Genomic DNA, 18796 nt, shown 5'->3' with positions numbered 1-18796 from the left:
GCCTTGCGAATGCAGGGCCGGGAATGCACCGCCCTTACCCAGCCGGCTGACGAGATGAGCAAGAGCGAACGCCCCAACCTTCTGTTCCGCAACCTCAATGCGAAGCTCGCCTCGATCCCGATGATCCTCACCGCCATGGTGGTTTTCGTCGGCGGCACCGTTTGGACGGTGCTCTATTCCTTCACCAATTCGAAGCTCCTGCCGCGCCTGAATTTCGTCGGGCTCGACCAGTATTACCGCCTGTGGGCGGCGCCGCGCTGGCTGATCTCGATCGAGAACCTGTTGATCTACGGCGCGATCTCGCTGGTGTTCTCGCTGGTCATCGGTTTTCTGCTTGCCGCGCTGCTCGATCAGAAGATCCGCTTCGAGGACACGTTCCGCACCATCTTCCTCTATCCTTTCGCGCTCTCCTTCATCGTCACCGGCCTGGTCTGGCAGTGGTTGCTCAATCCGGATTTCGGCATCCAGCATGTCGTGCGGGACTTCGGCTGGACGAGCTTCAGCTTCGACCCGCTCTACAATTCCAGCATCGTCATCTACGGCATATCGATCGCTGCGCTGTGGCAAGGCACCGGGCTCATCATGTGCCTGATGCTGGCCGGCCTGCGCGGTATCGACGAAGACATCTGGAAGGCGGCGCGCGTGGATGGGATCCCGATGTGGAAGACCTATCTGTTCATCGTCATCCCGATGATGCGGCCGGTCTTCATCACCACGCTCGTCATCATCGCTTCCGGCATCGTCAAGGTCTATGACCTGGTCGTGGCCCAGACCAGCGGCGGCCCGGGCATCGCCTCCGAAGTGCCGGCCAAGTACGTCTACGACTATATGTTCTTCGCCCAGAACCTCGGCCAGGGTTTTGCCGCCTCGACCATGATGCTGCTCTCGGTGGTGATCGTCATCGTGCCTTGGGCCTATCTCGAGTTCGGGCGACGCAAATGAGCATTGCAGACATCACCGCTCAAGCAAGCACTGCCGCCGGCGCGCGCCAGGACATCGCCGGGCCCTACGGTCCAAAGCCGCGCCGCATGATTTCGCGCCGCAACGTCTTCCTCTACGGCACATTGTTCGTCATGGCGGTCTACTACCTCTTGCCGCTCTATGTCATGGTCGTCACCTCGCTCAAGGGCATGCCGGAGATCCGGCTCGGCAACATCTTCTCACCGCCGCTCGAGATCACCTTCGAGCCGTGGGTCAAGGCGTGGTCAACGGCCTGCACCGGCCTTAACTGCGACGGGCTCTCGCGCGGTTTCTGGAATTCGGTGCGGATCACCGTGCCGTCGGTGCTGCTGTCGATCGCCATCGCCTCGGTGAATGGTTATGCACTGGCCAATTGGCGCTTCAAGGGCGCCGATACGTTCTTCATCATCCTGATCGTCGGCGCCTTCATTCCCTACCAGGTGATGATCTATCCGATCGTCATCATCCTGCGCGAAATCGGCCTCTACGGCAGCCTCAGCGGGCTGGTGATCGTCCATTCCATTTTCGGCATGCCGATCCTGACGCTGCTGTTCCGCAATTATTTCGCCTCGATGCCGGAAGAGCTGTTCCGGGCGGCACGCGTCGACGGCGCCGGCTTCTGGGGCATCTTCCTGCGCATCATGCTGCCGATGTCGCTGCCGATCTTCGTCGTCGCCATCATCCTGCAGGTGACCGGCATCTGGAACGACTTCCTGTTCGGCGTCGTCTACACCCGCCCCGACACCTATCCGATGACGGTGCAGCTCAACAACATCGTCAATTCGGTACAAGGCGTGAAGGAGTACAACGTCAACATGGCCGCAACCATCCTGACCGGGCTAGTGCCGCTGATCGTCTACTTCATTTCCGGCAAGCTTTTCGTACGCGGCATCGCCGCCGGCGCGGTGAAGGGGTGATGGCGATGACGGCAGCCAACGATACCAGCGTTTCGATCCAGGACCTGTCGCTGAATTTCGGCGCGGTGACCGTCCTGGAGACGCTCAATCTCGATGTCGCCGATGGCGAGTTCATCGTGCTGCTCGGGCCGTCCGGCTGCGGCAAGTCGACCTTGCTCAACTGCATTGCCGGCCTGCTCGATGTCTCCGAAGGCCGCATCTTCATCAAGGGCAAGAACGTCACCTGGGAAGAGCCCAAGGACCGCGGCATCGGCATGGTGTTCCAGTCCTATGCGCTCTATCCGCAAATGACGGTGGAAAAGAACCTGTCCTTTGGGCTGCGTGTCGCCGGCACGCCAAGAGAAGAGATCGCCAAGCGGATCGCGCGGGCGGCTGAAATCCTGCAGATCGAGCCGCTGCTGCAGCGTAAGCCGGCCGCACTTTCCGGCGGCCAGCGCCAGCGCGTCGCCATCGGACGGGCGCTGGTGCGCGATGTCGACGTGTTCCTGTTCGACGAGCCGCTGTCCAATCTCGATGCCAAGCTGCGCGCCGAACTGCGCGTCGAGATCAAGCTGCTGCATCGCAAGCTGCAGAACACCATGATCTACGTCACCCACGACCAGATCGAGGCGATGACGCTGGCCGACCGTATCGCGGTGATGAAGGGCGGCGTCATCCAGCAGCTCGATGCGCCGCAGACCATCTACAACCGTCCGGTCAACCGCTTCGTCGCCGGCTTCCTCGGCTCGCCCGCAATGAACTTCGTCGATGGCCGTCTGGAAGACGCGGACGGCGGCTGGCGGTTCGCGGCCGAGGATATCAAGATCCCGCTCGGCACTTACGACTTTGCCAAGCCTCCGGCTCCAGGCCCCGTCACATTCGGTATCAGGCCCGAGCATGTCAGTCTGAACAGTGGCACCGGCTGGCCGTTCTCGATAGCCGCCAATGTCGAGGTGGTCGAGCCCATGGGCTCCGACACGCTGGTCTGGCTGATGCTTGCCCAGCAGAATTTCAGCGTCCGGGTGACCTCGGAACGCACGCCCAAGAACGACGAGGCGGTGACGCTTGGCTTCGATCCGATGCGCGCCTCGCTTTTCGACACGGCAACCGGCACACGCATCTAGCTTCCGAGAACCAACCTTCCAACGACAATCCCCAAGCGAAACGGACAGAGACGATGAATTGGTCATTCCAACTTTACAGCGCCCGCAATTTCCAACCCTGGGACGGTGTGCTCGCCACGCTCGGCAAGCTCGGCTACGCTCAGGTCGAAGGTTTTGGCGGCGTCTATGATGATCCCGAGGCTTTCCGTGCCGAGCTCGACAAGAACGGGCTTGCCATGCCGACTGGGCATTTCTCGATCGACGCTCTCGAGAACGATTTCGACGGCGTGCGCAGAACCGCCGACGCACTCGGTATCACGCTGCTCATCTGCCCTTTCCTGATGCCCGACCAGCGGCCATCCGACGCCGCCGGCTGGCGCGGCTTCGGCGAACGCCTGGCCAAGGTCGGCGACGCCGCGAAAAAGGCCGGCTACGGCTTTGCCTGGCACAACCATGATTTCGAGTTCAAGAAACTTGCCGACGGATCGGTGCCGCAGGACCACATCCTGTCATCCGCGCCCGATGTCAGCTGGGAGATGGACGTTGCCTGGGTGGTGCGCGGCGGCGATGATCCGTTGTCGTGGATCGAAAAACACGGCAAGCGCATCAGCGCCGTCCACGTCAAGGACATGGCCAAGCCCGGCGAGGGGCTGGATGAGGATGGCTGGTCGGATGTCGGCCATGGCACCATCGACTGGGCCGGCCTGGTCAAGGTGCTGCGTGCCAAGAGTGCTGCCCAATACTACGTCATGGAACAGGACAACCCCAACGACATCGAGCGTTTCGCCCGCCGCTCCATCGCAGCCGCCAAAACCTATTAGGAGCAATCAGCATGGCAAAGAAACTTGGCATCGGCGTCATCGGCTGCGGCAACATCTCGAAAGCGTATTTTTCGCTGGCGCCGCTGTTTCGCGGCATCGAGATGCGTGCCTGCGCCGACATCAACATGGAGGCGGCCAGGGCTCGGGCGAAGGAGTTCAAGCTGCGCGCCGAGACCGTCGAAGACCTGCTCAGGGCCGACGACATCGACATCATCGTCAACCTGACCATCCCGGCGGTGCATTATGAGGTGTCGAAGCAGATACTCGACGCCGGCAAGCACGTTTATTCGGAAAAACCGTTCGTGCTGTCGGTCAAGGAAGGGCTCGACCTTAAGAAGCGGGCGCAGAAAAAGGGTCTTCGGATCGGCTCGGCGCCAGACACTTTCCTCGGCGGCGCGCACCAGCTGGTGCGCAACCTGATCGACACCGGCAAGCTTGGCAAGGTCACGAGTGGTACCTGTCATGTCATGGGCCACGGCATGGAGCATTGGCACCCCAATCCGGATTTCTTCTTCCAGCCGGGCGCCGGTCCCGTGCTCGATATCGGGCCTTACTACATCACCAATCTGATCCAGCTGATCGGACCGGTGAAACAGGTCGCGGCCTTCGCGACGACGCCGGCCAAGGAGCGGACGATCAGTTCAAAGCCGCGCGCGGGTGAAAAGATACCGGTCAACACGCCGACGACCATCCATGGGCTGCTGGAGTTCGAGAACGGCGCCGTTATCACGCTCAACACCAGCTGGGACGTCTGGGCCCACGGCCACGCGCCGATGGAACTCTATGGCGAGGCGGGTACGGTGTTCGTGCCGGACCCGAACTTCTTCGGTGGTGACGTTCGCTTCACCGACGCGGCCAAGCCGGTCAAGAAGCTGCCGAACTGGCCGCATCCGTTCGGCGTGCCCAACGAGATGCATTCGCAAGGCATGATGGCCAACTACCGCACATCGGGCCTCGCCGACATGGCGGTGGCGATCGCGGAAGGCCGGCCGCATCGCTGTTCCATGGAACTGGCGCTGCACGCCGTCGACGTGATGACCGGCCTGTTGCGCTCCGGCGAAACCGGCAAGTTCGTCGCCATGCAGACCACCTGCGAACGGCCGGCGGCACTTGGCGTCAAGGAAGCCAAGGCGCTTTTGGCGAAGAAGAAATAGGGCAGCACACCTCAACCCTCTCCCCGTTTCGACGGAGAGAGGGTAAGGGTGAGGGGCAGAGCCAACTCGCCGCGTTGTCGCGATGCAGCCGACCGGCTCGTTTTCATTTGAGGATTTTCCGATGCCCTACACGCCTGCCGAAAACCGCTATGAAAAGATGATCTACAACCGCTGTGGCCGCTCCGGCCTGAAGCTGCCGGCAATCTCGCTGGGGTTGTGGCATAATTTCGGCAACGACACGCCGCACAAGACCAAGCAGGCGATCGCGCGCAAGGCCTTCGACCTCGGCATCACGCATTTCGACCTCGCCAACAATTACGGTCCGCCGCCCGGTTCTGCCGAGACCGCTTTCGGCGAAATCCTGCGCACCGACTTCGCCGCCTACCGCGACGAACTGATCATCTCGACGAAGGCCGGCTACGAAATGTGGGCCGGCCCCTACGGCGAATGGGGCGGGCGCAAATACATTCTGGCCAGCCTCGACCAGAGCCTGAAACGCATGGGGCTCGACTATGTCGATATCTTCTATTCGCACCGTTTCGACCCCGACACGCCGCTGGAAGAAACGATGGGTGCGCTCGACCATGCGGTGCGCTCGGGCAAGGCGCTCTATGCCGGCATCTCGTCCTACAATTCGCAGCGCACGCGCGAGGCCGCCGATATCTTGAAGCAGCTTGGCACGCCTTGCGTCATCCACCAGCCGAGCTATTCGATGCTGAACCGCTGGGTGGAGGAAGACGGCCTGCTCGACACGCTCGAAGGGCTCGGTGTCGGCTCCATCGTGTTCTCGCCGCTGGCGCAAGGCATGCTGACCAACAAGTATCTCGGCGGCATTCCGGACGGCAGCCGTGCTTCCCAGGGCAAGTCGCTGAAGACAGCCTTCATCAACGACAAGACCATCGCCAACATCAAGGCGCTCGACGCCATCGCCAGCAAGCGTGGGCAGACGCTGGCGCAGATGGCGCTGGCCTGGGTGCTGCGCAAGGGCAGGGTGACCTCGGCGCTGATCGGTGCCAGCCGGCCGGAGCAGGTCGAGGACTGCGTCGGCGCGCTCAAGGTGCTCGACTTCAGCGATGCCGAACTCGCCGAGATCGATACCTACGCCCGGGAGTCCGATATCAATCTGTGGGCAGCTTCGGCCGAGCGCAAAGGCCCGCCGCGAAAATAGACCACTCGAGCCGGCAAAATAAGAGCGGCGGCACTCCCGCCGTTTTTCATGGGAAGCCAAATGGCCGCGGTTCAGGGCGTTTTCGGCTTCTGCGCCGTGCCGAGTCCCGCCTTGGGTTTGGCAGGCGCCGGAGCAGAGCTTTTCATCTTCGCCTCGATCCAGCCGGTGTAGTTGACCAGCCGCGTGTAGATGCCGTAGGCGTCCTTGTGGCCGCAGGCAGCACTGCCGTCAGCCGGGCCTTCGCCCCAGCTGACGACGCCGATTTGGACCGGCCCGCCGGTGCCGGTCATGAACAACGGGCCGCCGCTGTCGCCATTGCAGGCATCGCGCACGCCGCTGGTGGTGCCGGCGCAGATCATGTTGCCGGTCAGCGGGTCGGTCATGTCGGCGGCGATCGCATTGGCGGCCGCGTCGATGCCTTTTTTCGAATAGCGCATACGGCGCGACAAATCGCCAAGTGCTGCCTTCAGATCATGTGCATAGATGGCCTTGATGGCGCTGTTGCAGGCCTGGTTCGGCTGCAGGTCGAGGTCGGCGACCATCAGCGTGGTCGGAAAGGTGCCGTCCTGCATCTTGCCCCAGCCGGTGACCGTCGTCTTGCCGGTCTCGGGCGTTGCGTCCTGGGCGACCTTGATGGTCGGAGCGTCGGCCGGTTCGGCAAGCCGAAGCAGCCCGAGGTCGTTGTCGAGGGTCTGCTCGCTGTAGCCTTCGTTGACGATGACCTCCACCACCTTGTGGCGCTTGCCTTCGCTGAGATCGGTTGCACCGGTCAGCACGGTGACGCTCTCGGGCGAAACCGGCTGGCCCTTGTCGTTGAGGCAGTGTGCTGCCGTCAGCACCCATTGCGGCGCGATCAGGCTGCCGCCGCAGAATTGGGCGTTGGCCTGCGATGCCGGATTCTCGTCCAGCCTGTCGGTGGTGAGCAGCGCGACCTGGAACGGGTAGGCTCCCTTTTCGGCCTGGTTGCCGCCATAGACGCGGTCGGCCGCGTCGGGGTTCTCCGCCGCTGCTTTCGCCCTGGCTTCCGTCACGCGCTTCATTGGCGAGACCGCTGCCTCCGGTCGGGCGACCGCTTCGTCGGCCTGGGTGAAATTGGCTGCCGCAAGGACGGCCGCGATGCCGAGCAGCGATGCGGCGGCGATCGGCCTGAACCGATGGATGATGTTCACCTGAAGCCCTCCTGAGACATGTACCCGAGCGGACCAGCCCCGGCACATGATCAACGAAACAAGCCTCAGCCTGGGGATCAGACCGCGCAGCACAGTTGTTGCGGCACGGCAGGAACACCAAGTCGGGCACCGCTTCGCGGATCGCGTTCCTGTGCAGACCTCGCTCAAAATCCTATAGCCCCCCACGGGCTATGTGGAAGCGATTTGTCATTCCAATGTTGTATTAATTTAGGCAATATATCCGCGCGAGTGCCTCTGGCGGGACCTCGACAGACTGTAGGGGTAATGATCAGGTCAGGCACCGGTAATCAAAAACTCCTTTTTTGGCCTCACCACGATCTCGACAATATTTCTGTATCTTGATCCAGTCCTTGCTGACTTTTGGGAGAGTCTCACCATGACAAAACTGACAAACGCACTTGTTGCGTCCGCATTGCTTTCCACCGCAATGTGGACGGTTCCGGCTTTCGCCGCCGATCCTGGTTCCGCCAGTACCGGCAATGGCGAAAGCGCGCGCGACGTGACTTCAGGCGACTACAAGCCCGGGCGGGCAAAGCCAATCCCGCCACCGAAGCTGACCGACGAAGACAGCCGCGCCGCGCCGCTTGCCGACGAGGCAACGGCTGTCAAATCCTACGGCATCGTCGGACGGTCCGCCGATGGCAAGGAGATCAAGATCGAGCCGAGCCAAGCGCTGCGGGAGCTTATCATCAAGGAACTGAACGCTCCGGCCACTGGAAAAGACGGGGCCGAGCGCAAGACCGAGGATCCGGACCTCGGCGAAGGCGAAGCCGGCCGTCAGGTTTTCGGCACCGACGATCGCGAGCAGGTCAAGAACACCAAGACCTATCCGTTCTCGGCAATAGGCTATCTCGAAGCCAAATCGCCGAAGACGGGCAGCTTCGGCAGCTGTTCGGCAACGCTGATCGGTCCGCGAACCGTACTCACCGCCGCGCACTGCCTCTACAGTCATGAGGACAAGGATTGGCTCTCCGACTACCTGTTCGTGCCGGGCCTTAACGGCAGCACGGCCGACGACGCACCGTTCGGCGCCTTCGCCTTCGAAAGCGCCTATGTGCTGCAAGGCTTCATCGACAACTACCAGGGTTATTATGGTTCGGTCCTGCTGTGGGATCTCGGCATCGTCACGCTGAAGCAGGATGTCGGCACCAATCTCGGCTGGCTGGGCTATGCGAACTATGACGATCTCGGCGACTTCACCGCCAATCTCGTCGGCTATCCCGGCGACAAGCCGATGGGCACGATGTGGAAGGCAAACTGCGAAGTGCACGCCGAAAACATCGCGCCGGAATATTTCCAGTACGACTGCGATACGTTCCCAGGGTCGAGCGGCAGCTCGGTCTATGCCTACGACAACAAGGCCAAGCAGCGCATCGTCACCGGTGTCAACGTGGCGGAAAGCCCCGACGCGAACACCGCCGTGCGCCTGAACGCCGCCAATGTCCAGTGGATCAACAGCCTGTATAAGTAATCACTGCGCCTTCGCGGTGGAAAAAGGCGGCGGAGCAATCCCGCCGCCTTTTTCGCGCCGCTATTTGGCTTCGGCTGCAGGCGTGCCGTTGCGCACGTAGCTCTCGATTGCCGAAGCGAAAGTGGGAGAACCCGCCTTGCGCTGCTTATCTATGTAGCCGGCAAAATAGCTCCAGAAAGAGACGGCATAGTCACGGAAATAAGCATCGGTCACTTTGCGCGAACACAAATCGCCGTCGATGCAGAAGGACAGCCGGTTGAGGAAATAGACGATGCGATCGAAATTCTCGCTGAAGTCGGCGAGCGGCATGTCGCCGCCGGAGGCGGTCATCGCCTCGATGCCGATGCGTTGCCGGAACACCTGCTCCTCGGTCGGCGAGGGGTTGGCGCTGAGCAGATTGTCATATTTGGCGTTGAGCGCCGTCAGACGATCCTTCAGGGCACGCTGCGCCTGCTGGTAGTCCTTGTTTTCCCAGAGCTCGACAAGCGACATGGTCTGCTCGACGCGCTTCTGCTCTTGGTTGGCCAGGAACTGGTAGACCGAGAACATCAAGGTGAAGATGATGGCGAGACGCACGGCCATGCCCGACCAGGCATAGACCAGCATGCGCCAATCGCGGTCTGTGAAGGGGTTGCTCTCCTTCTTGATCTCGTGGCTGCTTGGCCACGGGAAACCCTCGGTGGTTTCCTGCAGGGCCGGTTTGCCGGCCTGCGCTTTTGCGGGTGCGGTCATTGCTGTCTGCCTGGTGTTGCCCGTCGGCTTCTTCATCCGCAGCTGTCCAGTTCAATGGTGGCGGAGGGATCAAGCACAATGCCCGGCGTCTCCAGCTTCTTTTTCAGGCATTGCAACTGCAGGCGCGAAATCATGAACTGTACGTCAGGCTCCGCCGCCCCCTTGTTCGGGGACGGCAAGGCTTCGACGACGCCACGCGAGGCGCAGTTGCTGAGATCGACGACAACCGCGTCGCTGCCGCTTTTGGCGAACTGGTCGTACTGATCGAGAAAACATGTCGCCAGTTCCGAGTTGGTGACGATCTGCTTGACGCATAGGCCGCAGGCCTCGTCCGCCGACGCGTTGGCGATCAGCAACAGGCCGCCGGCAAGGCCGACTACCGTTCCACGCCAGGAAAACACAGAATTCTTCACAATCGATCCTATCCATTTCATCCGCCGTCATGCGTCAGCGGCCGGGAATGTTCTCATATCGCGCCGATCGCGCAAGAGCCGCCGCAGAGCCCTGCGCGCCGGCATCCGCTCAGGCGCGCGGCACCGTCTCCAGCGGGAAGATCATTACCGCGCCTTTCGGGCCGCTCTTGTCGGCAAGCCGCATCACCGAGCGGGTTGCCGGCGCCATGCCGAGATCGGTCAGCATGTCGGAGAAGCCGGCGGAGCCCATTCCGCGTGTCGCCGAGGCGACGCCGTCCTGTGCCAGGAAGCTCAGATCCTGCTTCTCGCTCTCCGGCGGCGCCTCGGTCAAAACCGCGATCATCCGTTCCATGCCGAAGCTGGTGTCGGTGAAGGCCAGCAGCCCCTCTTCGAGTATGGCTTGCGGGGCGAGGCGTTCGGCAACGATATGGGTGATCGAATAGTCGCTGCCGACATAGAGCACGTTGATGTCGACCAGCAGATCCGAGCCGTTCCTGGCCAGCACATGCACTTCGTCGCCCGGCGAGACGCGCGGCACAACCGAAGCCTGCAGCGGTTCGAGGCCATCCTTGTCGCGACGTTTGACCTGGAACTGGACGTCGACGTCCTCGGGCCTGTAGTCCGAGGCCGCCGCCAGCCGCGAAAGCCCGGTGGCGCGGAAGATGGTGCGCAGGTTCCTGGTCGTTGCATCGGCCAGTTTCTGGCGGTCGTGAATGATGATCAGCGGCGGTTTGCCGCCCTCCTTCAAGGTCACGTCGCCCGACGCCGGCAGGAACCACAGCGCCGGCTTAGCGGTCGCATCCTTGGCGGCGCCGGGAACGGCATTCTCGCGCATCACCCCGAGGCGGAGGTCGGCGCTCTTGCCGGGCTCGACCAGCTCGATGTTGAAGCCGGTCTCCCTGGCTGTGGCCAGTTCGTCGAGAACCGCATTGACCAGAGCGGTTTCCTTCTCAAGTCCCTTGGCCGCGGCCGGCCGCGCCAAGACGAGCTTGTAGTCGACGGCGATCTCCGCCACCCGCCCATAGGCGTTGGCGGGAATGTCGGCGACTTTGAGCGCCGGCTTCTTGTCGAACTCGACCGGCTTGACGCGGCTTTCCAGGTTTTTTGCCGACTGCACTTCCAAAAATCCGACAGCGTCGGACAGCGGCGATAGCGCCGACGGCAGGATGGCGAGCTTGCTGCCGGGGGTGAGGCGGTGCAGCAGGCCGGCGCCGATCGTCGCTTCGCCGTCCTTGATGACGACAGGCCACTGCATGACCGCGTCGGTCTTGTCGGTGCCGAACACCCGCGCATCCAGTTCGCCCTCGAACAGCGGTGTCGGCCGGGTGCGGCTGTCGGCCGAATATTGCTGCAGCACGGCCTGGCCGAGCTGGCGATAGGTGACGTTGGGATTCTCGGCCAGTTTCGACAGGATGGTGAAGGTGAACAGGCCGAACCGCGGCGCATCCGCGATGCCCTTGGGCAGCGGCATTTCCGGTGTCGTCTCCACCGTCTGCGCGGCATAGAAGGCGACCAGTTTGCCCTTGGTGATCGGTTCGCCACCGGTCGGCGTCAGGGTGAAGGCGGGCTTGCGCGTGCCATTGTCGTCGACGCCGCGCGAGCCGGCGACCGAAATCACCTCGTCATAGGCCTTGATCGCGGCAGCCCGCTCGGCCTCGTTGCCGCCGACCAGGTCGGCGAACTCGACCTTGCGCTCCAACTCGTCATCGACCTCGACGGCGCGTGTCGCGGTGCCGGAATGGCAGCAGTCGAACACGACCCAGACGAAAGCGCCCTTGTCGCGAATGGCGTCGAGTGCCGCGCCGATCTCGTTGTCGATCAGCGCATTGGGCACGCCGGCATCGCGGTTGATCCATTTGCCGATATCGACGGGCAGGAAGATCTCGTCGAGCCCGTCGGTTTCGTCGCCCTTGACCATCTGCGGCTGCTGGGCGCCGTGACCGGACAGATGCAGATAGACGAAATCGTCGCGCTGAACCTTGGCGGCAAGGTCGGCCAATGCGGCCTTGATGGCCGCATGGGTCGGCAGGCCACTGGCGCCGGGGACATCCTTGGCGAGCAGCGTGACGTTCTCCGGCGCGAACCGCACCGGGTCGGGCACATTCTTCAGGAGATAGTCGCGGACGAGGGCTGCATCGTTCTTCGGCCCGACCAGCCAATTCCTCTGCGGAAGGTTGGGATATTCGGTGCAGGCGACCAGCAGCGCATGATAGGTGCGCGATGCGGCCATGGTCCGGAACGACACCATGCCGGCCATGGTCAAAGCGGACGTGCCGACCAGCAGCGTCCGCCGCGTCAATTTGATCATGATTGCTTCCCCAAGCCCGACCGAAATTCCAAGCGCGGCAATCCTCGCTGAAGATATTGTCAGTATTTTGAACGTTACATCGCAGAGCAACCTGCCTGTTGCCCCGCTCCGATCGATGTTCTCGACCGCCTTGCGGGCAGAATGCTGGAAACAGTAGCAAAAATGCCTGTTCGTCGCTATCTGGATGGGTACATGGATAGTTTGTGCGCGGCGCAAGCGACGGAAGGCGAGTTGGAAACAGGATCATGGCGGCAAGGGATGTGCTGACGAAGAACCAGCTGTGCGTGCTCGAGAAACTCGAGACCGCCAGCGGACCGCTCAGTGCCTATACCTTGCTCGACCAACTGCGCGAGCGCGGTTTTCGCGCGCCTCTGCAGGTCTATCGAGCGCTCGACACGCTGGTGAAGTCAGGTTTCGTGCACCGGCTCGAAAGCATCAATTCTTTCGTCGCCTGCGCCGAGCCGCACGACCACAGCCATTCGATGACCGCCTTCGCGATATGCGACACATGTGGGCAGGTGACCGAAATGTCCGACCACGATGTCGGCCACAGCTTGGACGAATGGGTGCGCTCGACAGGCTTCGCCGCCAAGAAGGCGGTGATCGAGTTTCGCGGGACGTGTGCCAAGTGCCTGGCCGAAGCGGCTTGAGGCCCATCGCTTCGTCATCCTAGGGTCTACGCCGCGTCGCTTCGCTCCTTGCTTCGCCCTAGGATGACGAAGAGGCGGAGCGTCAATGCGCCTCGTCCCAGTTGTTGGCGGCGCGCGCATCGACATGCAGCGGCACCGACATCGATACCGCTGGCATCGCCGCGTTTTCCATGACGTGACGCACGACCGGGATCGTCGCCTCGACTTCCGCCTCGACGGTCTCGAAAATCAGTTCGTCATGCACCTGCAGCAGCATGCGTGCGGAAAGCCCTGCTTTTTCCAGCGCCTCCTCCATGCGGATCATGGCACGGCGGATGATATCGGCGGCGGTGCCTTGCAGGCGGGCGTTGATCGAGGCGCGTTCGTTGAAGGCGCGAAGCGAGGGGTTGGACGATCTTATGTCGGGGTAATGGATGCGACGGCCGAAGATCGTTTCGACAAAGCCATGCTCGCGGGCATAGGCCTTGGTCTCCTCGATGTAATCGCGGATGCCGGGGAAGCGCTCGAAATATTTCTTGATGTAGTTGCCGGCCTCCTCGCGCGGGATCGACAGCTGGTTGGCGAGACCAAAGGCCGAAATGCCGTAGATGATGCCGAAATTGATCGCCTTGGCGCGGCGACGGACTTCCGAAGGCATGCCCTCGACCGGCACGTTGAACATCTCAGACGCGGTGATGGCGTGGATATCGGCGCCGTCGGCGAAAGCCTGCCGCAATTGCGGGATCTCGGCGACATGGGCGAGCACCCGCAGTTCGATCTGGCTGTAGTCGGCCGAGACCAGCCGATGGCTCTTGTCGGTGATGAAGGCGGTCCTGATCTTGCGGCCTTCGGCGGTGCGCACCGGGATGTTCTGCAGGTTCGGATCGGAGGACGACAGCCGGCCCGTCGTCGTCGCCGCCAGCGCGTAGGAGGTGTGGACGCGCTTGGTGTCGGGGTGGATGAAGCCCGGCAGCGCATCGGTATAGGTCGATTTCAGCTTGGTCAGCTGGCGCCAGTCGACGATCTTGCGCGGCAGTTCGTGGCCTTCCGCGGCGAGATCTTCAAGAAGCTGCGCCGAGGTCGACCACTGGCCGGTCTTGGTCTTCGAACCGCCGGGCAGGCCCATGCGCCCGAACAGGATGTCGCCGAGCTGCTTTGGCGAGCCGATGTTGATGCGTTCGCCGATGAGCTGGTAGATCTCCTCTTCGAGGCGAGCGGCGCCCTGCGCCAGTTCGCCGGAGAGCCGCGACAGGATCTGCCGGTCGACCGAGATGCCGCGCTGTTCCATGCGCGCCAGCACCGGCACCAGCGGCCGCTCCAGCCGCTCATAGACCGACACTAGGCCTTTGGCGGCAAGCCGCGGTTTCAGCACCAGCCAGAGCCGCAGCGTCATATCGGCGTCTTCGGCGGCATGAGCGGTCGCCTTGTCGATGTCGACCTGATCGAAACCGACGGAGCTTTTGCCGGAGCCGGTGACGTCCTTGAGCAGGAGAGGGGTATGACCCAGCCATTTCTCGGCTAGCGAGTCCAGGCCGTGACCATGGGGCGTGCCGGCATCGAGCACGTAGGAGATCAGCATGGTGTCGTCGAACGGTGCGACATCGATGCCGTAGCGGCTCATGATGACAAGATCGTATTTCAGGTTCTGCGCGATCTTGAGAACCGATCTGTCTTCGAGCAGCGGTTTCAGCACGGCCAGCGCCTCGCGCAGCGGAATCTGGTTTTCGAGCGCGCCACCACCGAGCAGGTCGCCATTGCCGCTCATGTGGGCAAAAGGAATGTAGGCGGCGCGGCCGGGCGCTGTGGCGATGGCCATGCCGATCAGTTCGGCCTGCATCGGATCAGCCGATGTTGCCCTGACATCGAAGGCGGTGATGCCGGCCTCTCGCGCCTCGGCGACCCAGGCTTTCAGGGCCGAGATATCGCGGATGCAGTGATAGGCCGAAGTGTCGATCTTGCCGGTGGCCGCGCGCTCCAGCCTTAGTGCCGCGAGCAGGGAAGGGGTATCGCCTTGTTTTGACGTCTCCGCCGTCCCGCCGGCTTCGTCCGATCCAGTGCCGGACGCGTTTCGGGCAACCGGCGGCAAACCGGCCCCAACATCCGGGCCATGGGCATGGTCGGCGCGTTCGACGGTGACCGCGACGGCCTGGACATCGCCGGCCTCGGTGCTGGTCGCCTCCGCGACACGGCGGGTCAGTGACGTGAATTCCATGGTCTTCAAGAAACCGATCAGCTTCGGGCCGTCCGGCGCGTGCAGGACGAAATCGTCCAGTCCCTCGGCGACCGGCACATCGTTCATCAGCGTCACCAGCTGACGCGAAATGCGCGCCTTGTCGGCGTTGGCGATGATCGATTCGCGCCTCTTGTCCTGCTTGATCTCGCCGGCCCGGGCCAGCAGCGTGTCGAGGTCACCGAACTGTTCGAGCAGTTGCGCCGCCGTCTTCGGCCCTATGCCGGGCACACCAGGCACATTGTCGACCGAATCGCCGGTCAGTGCCTGCAGATCGACCATCTTCTCCGGCGGCACGCCCCATTTTTCGATGACTTCCGGAATGCCGATCTGGCGGTCCTTCATCGGGTCGTACATGGCGACCGTGTCGCCGACCAGCTGCATCAGATCCTTGTCGGAGGAGATGATGGTGGTGTCGCCGCCAGCTTCGCAGGCCAGCCTCGCATAGGTGGCGATCAGATCGTCGGCCTCGTAGCCTTCGATCTCGACGCAGGGCAGGTTGAACGCCCTGGTCGCCTGGCGGATCAGGCCGAATTGCGGGATCAAATCTTCCGGCGGTGCCGAGCGGTTGGCCTTGTATTCGGGGTAGAGGTCGTTGCGGAAGGTTTTCGACGAATAGTCGAAAATGACGGCGAAATGCGTTGGCACAATGCCTACATCGGTGTTGCGGGCGTCGAGCATCAGCTTCCACAGCATGTTGCAGAAGCCGGAAACGGCGCCCACCGGCAGGCCGTCGGATTTGCGGGTCAGCGGCGGCAGCGCGTGATAGGCACGGAAGATGTAGCCGGAGCCGTCGACAAGGAAGAGATGATCGCCTTTTTTCATGCCGGCAGGGATAGCGCGGCGCGGCGGCTTGGTCCATGCCAAAGGCAGCCTCAACTATCGGTTCCGGCAACACCCTGACAGATCGCCGTCACCCCGCTCACGCCTATGTTACAAAACTGTAATTTTCGTGCCCTTGAATCGCCATGTTCAGAGACCCAAATACACGTCATCGGCAGTTTTCGCCGAGTCCGGAGCAAGGCCCGTCCCCCGCCTATCCCGGACACCTGCGGCAGCCTATCCCCCCTCTCCGGGCTGCCGCATCGTTTCGAGTAGAAGGCCGCCGTGGTTCCCCCTCCACCACGGCGGTCTTTTTTATCCCAGACAGACGTTTGCAGCCCGTGGTCCAATGATCGCGGGCTTTTCGTTTTGCTGTCCTGCCTTTACGGTTCGGGTTCTGAATCGAAAGGCTTCACATATGTCCGCAGTTTCCCCCGTCCTCGACCGTCTCGACAAGAATCTCGACCAGAGCCTCGAACGCCTGTTCGGCCTGCTCAGGATCAAGTCGATCTCCACCGATCCGGCCTATGCCGCCGACTGCCGCAAGGCGGCGGAATGGCTCGTGGCGGAGCTCAAGCTGATCGGCTTCGATGCCAGTGTGCGCGACACGCCCGGACACCCGATGGTGGTCGCCCATCACGATGGCCCGGCCGGTTCGCCGCATGTGCTGTTTTACGGCCATTATGACGTGCAGCCGGTCGATCCGATCGAATTGTGGGAAAGCGACCCGTTCGCCCCCGCGGTCAAGGAGGTCGGCCCGGATCACAAGGTGATCACCGGACGCGGCTCGGCCGACGACAAGGGCCAGCTGATGACCTTCGTCGAGGCCTGCCGCGCCTGGAAGCAGGTGCACGGCAATTTGCCTTGCCGCATCACCATCCTGTTCGAGGGCGAAGAGGAATCCGGCTCGCCCTCGTTGAAGCCGTTCCTCGAAGCCAATGCCGACGAACTCAAGGCCGATTTCGCGCTGGTCTGCGATACTGGCATGTGGGACCGCGACACGCCGTCGATCTGCGTCGGGCTGCGCGGGCTGGTCGGTGAGGAGATCACGGTGAAGGCGGCCGATCGCGACCTACATTCGGGCCTCTATGGGGGTGCCGCCGCCAACCCGATCCGCATCCTGGCCAAGGTGCTGGCCGATATCCACGACAAGGACGGTCACATCACCATTCCCGGCTTCTATGACGGCGTCGAGGAAACGCCGTCGCAGATCCTGAAATCTTGGGAGACGCTGGGCGAGACGGCCGAGACGTTCCTCGGGCCAGTCGGCCTGTCGATCCCGTCGGGCGAAAAGGGCCGCTCCGTGCTGGAGTTGACCTGGGCGCGGCCGACGGCCGAGTTCAACGGCATCATCGGCGGCTACACCGGCAAGGGCTTCAAGACGGTGATCGCGGCCGAAGCCTCGGCGAAGGTGTCGTTTCGCCTCGTACACAAGCAGGATCCCAAGAAAATCCGCGCGGCGTTCCAGAAATTCGTCAAGGAGCGGATTCCGGCCGACTGCTCGGTCGAATTCCATCCGCATGGCGGCTCGCCGGCAATCCAGCTTTCCTACGACTCGCCCTTCCTGGCCAAGGCCAAGGATGCGCTGTCCGACGAATGGCCGAAGCCGGCGGTGACGACGGGCAGCGGCGGGTCGATACCGGTGGTCGGCGACTTCCAGACCTATCTCGGCATGGAATCGCTGCTGGTCGGGTTCGGCCTCGACGACGACCGCATCCACTCGCCCAACGAGAAATACGAGCTCAGCTCCTTCCACAAGGGCCAGCGCTCCTGGGCGCGGATTCTCGATGCGCTGACCCGCTGACGCGGCGTGAAAATCAACTTTCAGTTGATTTTTCAGCGGAACGCGGCGAGGACGGGCCACAAGACAAAGCGCTACAGCGTCCCTTGCGGGTCAAGGGACGCGCAAGGCTCGACCGGAGAAGACAATGGCCGATATCCGTTTCCACAAGCATGATCTGCCCGACCTCTCGCACTACAATGTCGGGGCAGTGGCCATCGACACCGAAACGCTGGGGCTCAATCCGCATCGCGACCGGCTGTGCGTGGTGCAGATTTCGCCTGGCGACGGCACGGCCGATGTGATCCAGATCGCGCCCGGCCAGAAGAAGGCGCCGAACCTCGTCAGCCTGCTGCGGAACCGCGGCGTAACCAAGCTGTTCCACTACGGACGCTTCGACCTTGCCGTGCTCTACAATGCGTTCGGCGTCATGCCCGAGCCGGTGTTCTGCACCAAGATCGCCTCGCGGCTGACCCGCACCTACACCGACCGCCACGGGCTGAAGGACATCTGCTTCGAGCTTCTTGGCGTCGGCCTCTCCAAGGCGCAGCAATCGTCGGACTGGGCGGCCGAGACGCTGTCGCCCGAACAGCTCGAATATGCAGCTTCCGATGTGCTCTATCTGCACCGGTTGCGCGATGTGCTGGCCGGACGGCTGGCGCGCGATGGGCGGATCAAGGAAGCCGATGCCTGCTTCCGCTTCCTGCCGACGCGTGCCAAGCTTGACCTGATGGGCTGGGACGAAGAGGATATCTTCGCCCATAGCTGACGGTCGTCGGCGCGCTCCGCGGCCGGTGAGCGTTTGGAACCGGATGCAGGCCGCCGCGTTCTGTCGGCTCAGTTTGTCGGTGCAATTGGGGGATGATGACATGGCGGACAGAAAGCCGATTGCGACCGCACCGACAGATGGCTCCAAGGTCTCCGTGACCTGGAAGGACAGCGACGGCGTCATCAACGAATCCATCGCGCAATATCGCGACGACGGCTGGTGGGTCTATATCGACAGTCACACGCAAAAGAAGGTCGAGCCGACCAGTTGGCGCCCTGCCGCAAGCGACGATGACGATCAATGATGGCGCCGCTGGTGAGGCCGGCCGCTTTCGAATAGCCTGAAGCTGT

At 62.6% G+C, this 18796-nt stretch carries 16 protein-coding genes; 11 read left to right on the top strand and 5 right to left on the bottom strand.

All coding sequences use genetic code 11. From position 1 onward, the window contains the following. Positions 1-54: 54 nt before the first annotated feature. From NKJ00_RS09905 to mgrA, 6 genes are all read left to right on the top strand, one after another. Positions 55-942, top strand: a complete 888-nt coding sequence (locus NKJ00_RS09905) for a carbohydrate ABC transporter permease (protein ID WP_352610128.1) — start codon at positions 55-57, stop codon at positions 940-942. Continuing rightward, complete coding sequence (locus NKJ00_RS09900; RefSeq protein WP_352610131.1) at positions 939-1877, top strand: carbohydrate ABC transporter permease; 939 nt, start codon at positions 939-941, stop codon at positions 1875-1877. The genes NKJ00_RS09905 and NKJ00_RS09900 overlap by 4 nt, the downstream gene beginning before the upstream one ends. Positions 1878-1882: 5 nt before the next feature. After that, positions 1883-2980 carry an ABC transporter ATP-binding protein gene (locus NKJ00_RS09895; protein ID WP_352610134.1) on the top strand — a complete coding sequence of 366 codons (1098 nt, stop codon included), beginning with the start codon at positions 1883-1885 and terminating at the stop codon, positions 2978-2980. A gap of 53 nt (positions 2981-3033) precedes the next feature. Further along, a complete protein-coding gene (locus tag NKJ00_RS09890) occupies positions 3034-3780 on the top strand; it encodes a sugar phosphate isomerase/epimerase family protein (RefSeq protein WP_352610137.1) in 747 nt (248 codons plus the stop codon). Between the two features lie 11 nt (positions 3781-3791). Further along, positions 3792-4934, top strand: a complete 1143-nt coding sequence (locus NKJ00_RS09885) for a Gfo/Idh/MocA family protein (RefSeq protein WP_352610140.1) — start codon at positions 3792-3794, stop codon at positions 4932-4934. Positions 4935-5055: 121 nt separating this feature from the next. Then, the gene (gene mgrA / locus NKJ00_RS09880) at positions 5056-6102 is read left to right on the top strand and encodes an L-glyceraldehyde 3-phosphate reductase (RefSeq protein ID WP_023812497.1); all 1047 of its coding nucleotides are present in this window, start codon (positions 5056-5058) and stop codon (positions 6100-6102) included. Positions 6103-6173: 71 nt separating this feature from the next. On the opposite strand, the gene NKJ00_RS09875 is transcribed toward mgrA, so the two are convergent. After that, a complete protein-coding gene (locus NKJ00_RS09875; RefSeq protein ID WP_352610143.1) occupies positions 6174-7271 on the bottom strand; it encodes a S1 family serine peptidase in 1098 nt (365 codons plus the stop codon). A 397-nt stretch (positions 7272-7668) separates the two neighbouring features. Here NKJ00_RS09875 and NKJ00_RS09870 point away from each other — a divergent pair, with 397 nt between their 5' ends. Then, a complete protein-coding gene (locus tag NKJ00_RS09870; protein WP_352610145.1) occupies positions 7669-8763 on the top strand; it encodes a trypsin-like serine peptidase in 1095 nt (364 codons plus the stop codon). A 60-nt stretch (positions 8764-8823) separates the two neighbouring features. On the opposite strand, the gene NKJ00_RS09865 is transcribed toward NKJ00_RS09870, so the two are convergent. From NKJ00_RS09865 to NKJ00_RS09855, 3 genes are all read right to left on the bottom strand, one after another. Next, positions 8824-9531 (bottom strand): DUF4760 domain-containing protein, encoded by a 708-nt coding sequence (locus tag NKJ00_RS09865; protein ID WP_352440844.1) that lies wholly within the window; start codon positions 9529-9531, stop codon positions 8824-8826. After that, on the bottom strand, positions 9528-9908 hold the full coding sequence (locus NKJ00_RS09860; RefSeq protein WP_352440845.1) for a hypothetical protein: 381 nt from the start codon (positions 9906-9908) through the stop codon (positions 9528-9530). Before NKJ00_RS09860 ends, NKJ00_RS09865 begins: the two co-directional genes overlap by 4 nt. A 109-nt stretch (positions 9909-10017) precedes the next feature. Then, positions 10018-12216 carry a caspase family protein gene (locus NKJ00_RS09855; protein ID WP_352629569.1) on the bottom strand — a complete coding sequence of 733 codons (2199 nt, stop codon included), beginning with the start codon at positions 12214-12216 and terminating at the stop codon, positions 10018-10020. Positions 12217-12461: 245 nt separating this feature from the next. Here NKJ00_RS09855 and NKJ00_RS09850 point away from each other — a divergent pair, with 245 nt between their 5' ends. Then, positions 12462-12866: a Fur family transcriptional regulator gene (locus NKJ00_RS09850; RefSeq protein ID WP_013529546.1), complete on the top strand. Its 405-nt coding sequence runs from the start codon at positions 12462-12464 to the stop codon at positions 12864-12866. Positions 12867-12948: 82 nt separating this feature from the next. Here NKJ00_RS09850 and polA read toward each other — a convergent pair whose 3' ends face one another. Next, entirely contained in the window at positions 12949-15900 is a 2952-nt protein-coding gene (gene polA, locus NKJ00_RS09845) for a DNA polymerase I (protein ID WP_023812503.1), read from the bottom strand. A gap of 415 nt (positions 15901-16315) precedes the next feature. On the opposite strand from polA, the gene NKJ00_RS09840 reads away from it, so the two are divergent. The 3 genes from NKJ00_RS09840 (at position 16316) to NKJ00_RS09830 (ending at position 18750) form a co-directional block, all read left to right on the top strand. After that, positions 16316-17701 (top strand): M20/M25/M40 family metallo-hydrolase, encoded by a 1386-nt coding sequence (locus tag NKJ00_RS09840; protein WP_352610150.1) that lies wholly within the window; start codon positions 16316-16318, stop codon positions 17699-17701. 124 nt (positions 17702-17825) lie between these two features. Then, positions 17826-18446, top strand: coding sequence for a ribonuclease D (locus NKJ00_RS09835; protein ID WP_031213535.1), 621 nt, complete (start codon positions 17826-17828; stop codon positions 18444-18446). 100 nt (positions 18447-18546) lie between these two features. Further along, a complete protein-coding gene (locus NKJ00_RS09830; protein WP_013529550.1) occupies positions 18547-18750 on the top strand; it encodes a hypothetical protein in 204 nt (67 codons plus the stop codon). Positions 18751-18796 lie beyond the last annotated feature (46 nt).

The sequence above is a fragment of the Mesorhizobium sp. M0227 genome, from assembly GCF_040321855.1.
Taxonomy (GTDB): domain Bacteria; phylum Pseudomonadota; class Alphaproteobacteria; order Rhizobiales; family Rhizobiaceae; genus Mesorhizobium.
Note: the sequence above shows the minus strand (reverse complement) of the source record. Positions and strands in the feature narration are given on the sequence as shown.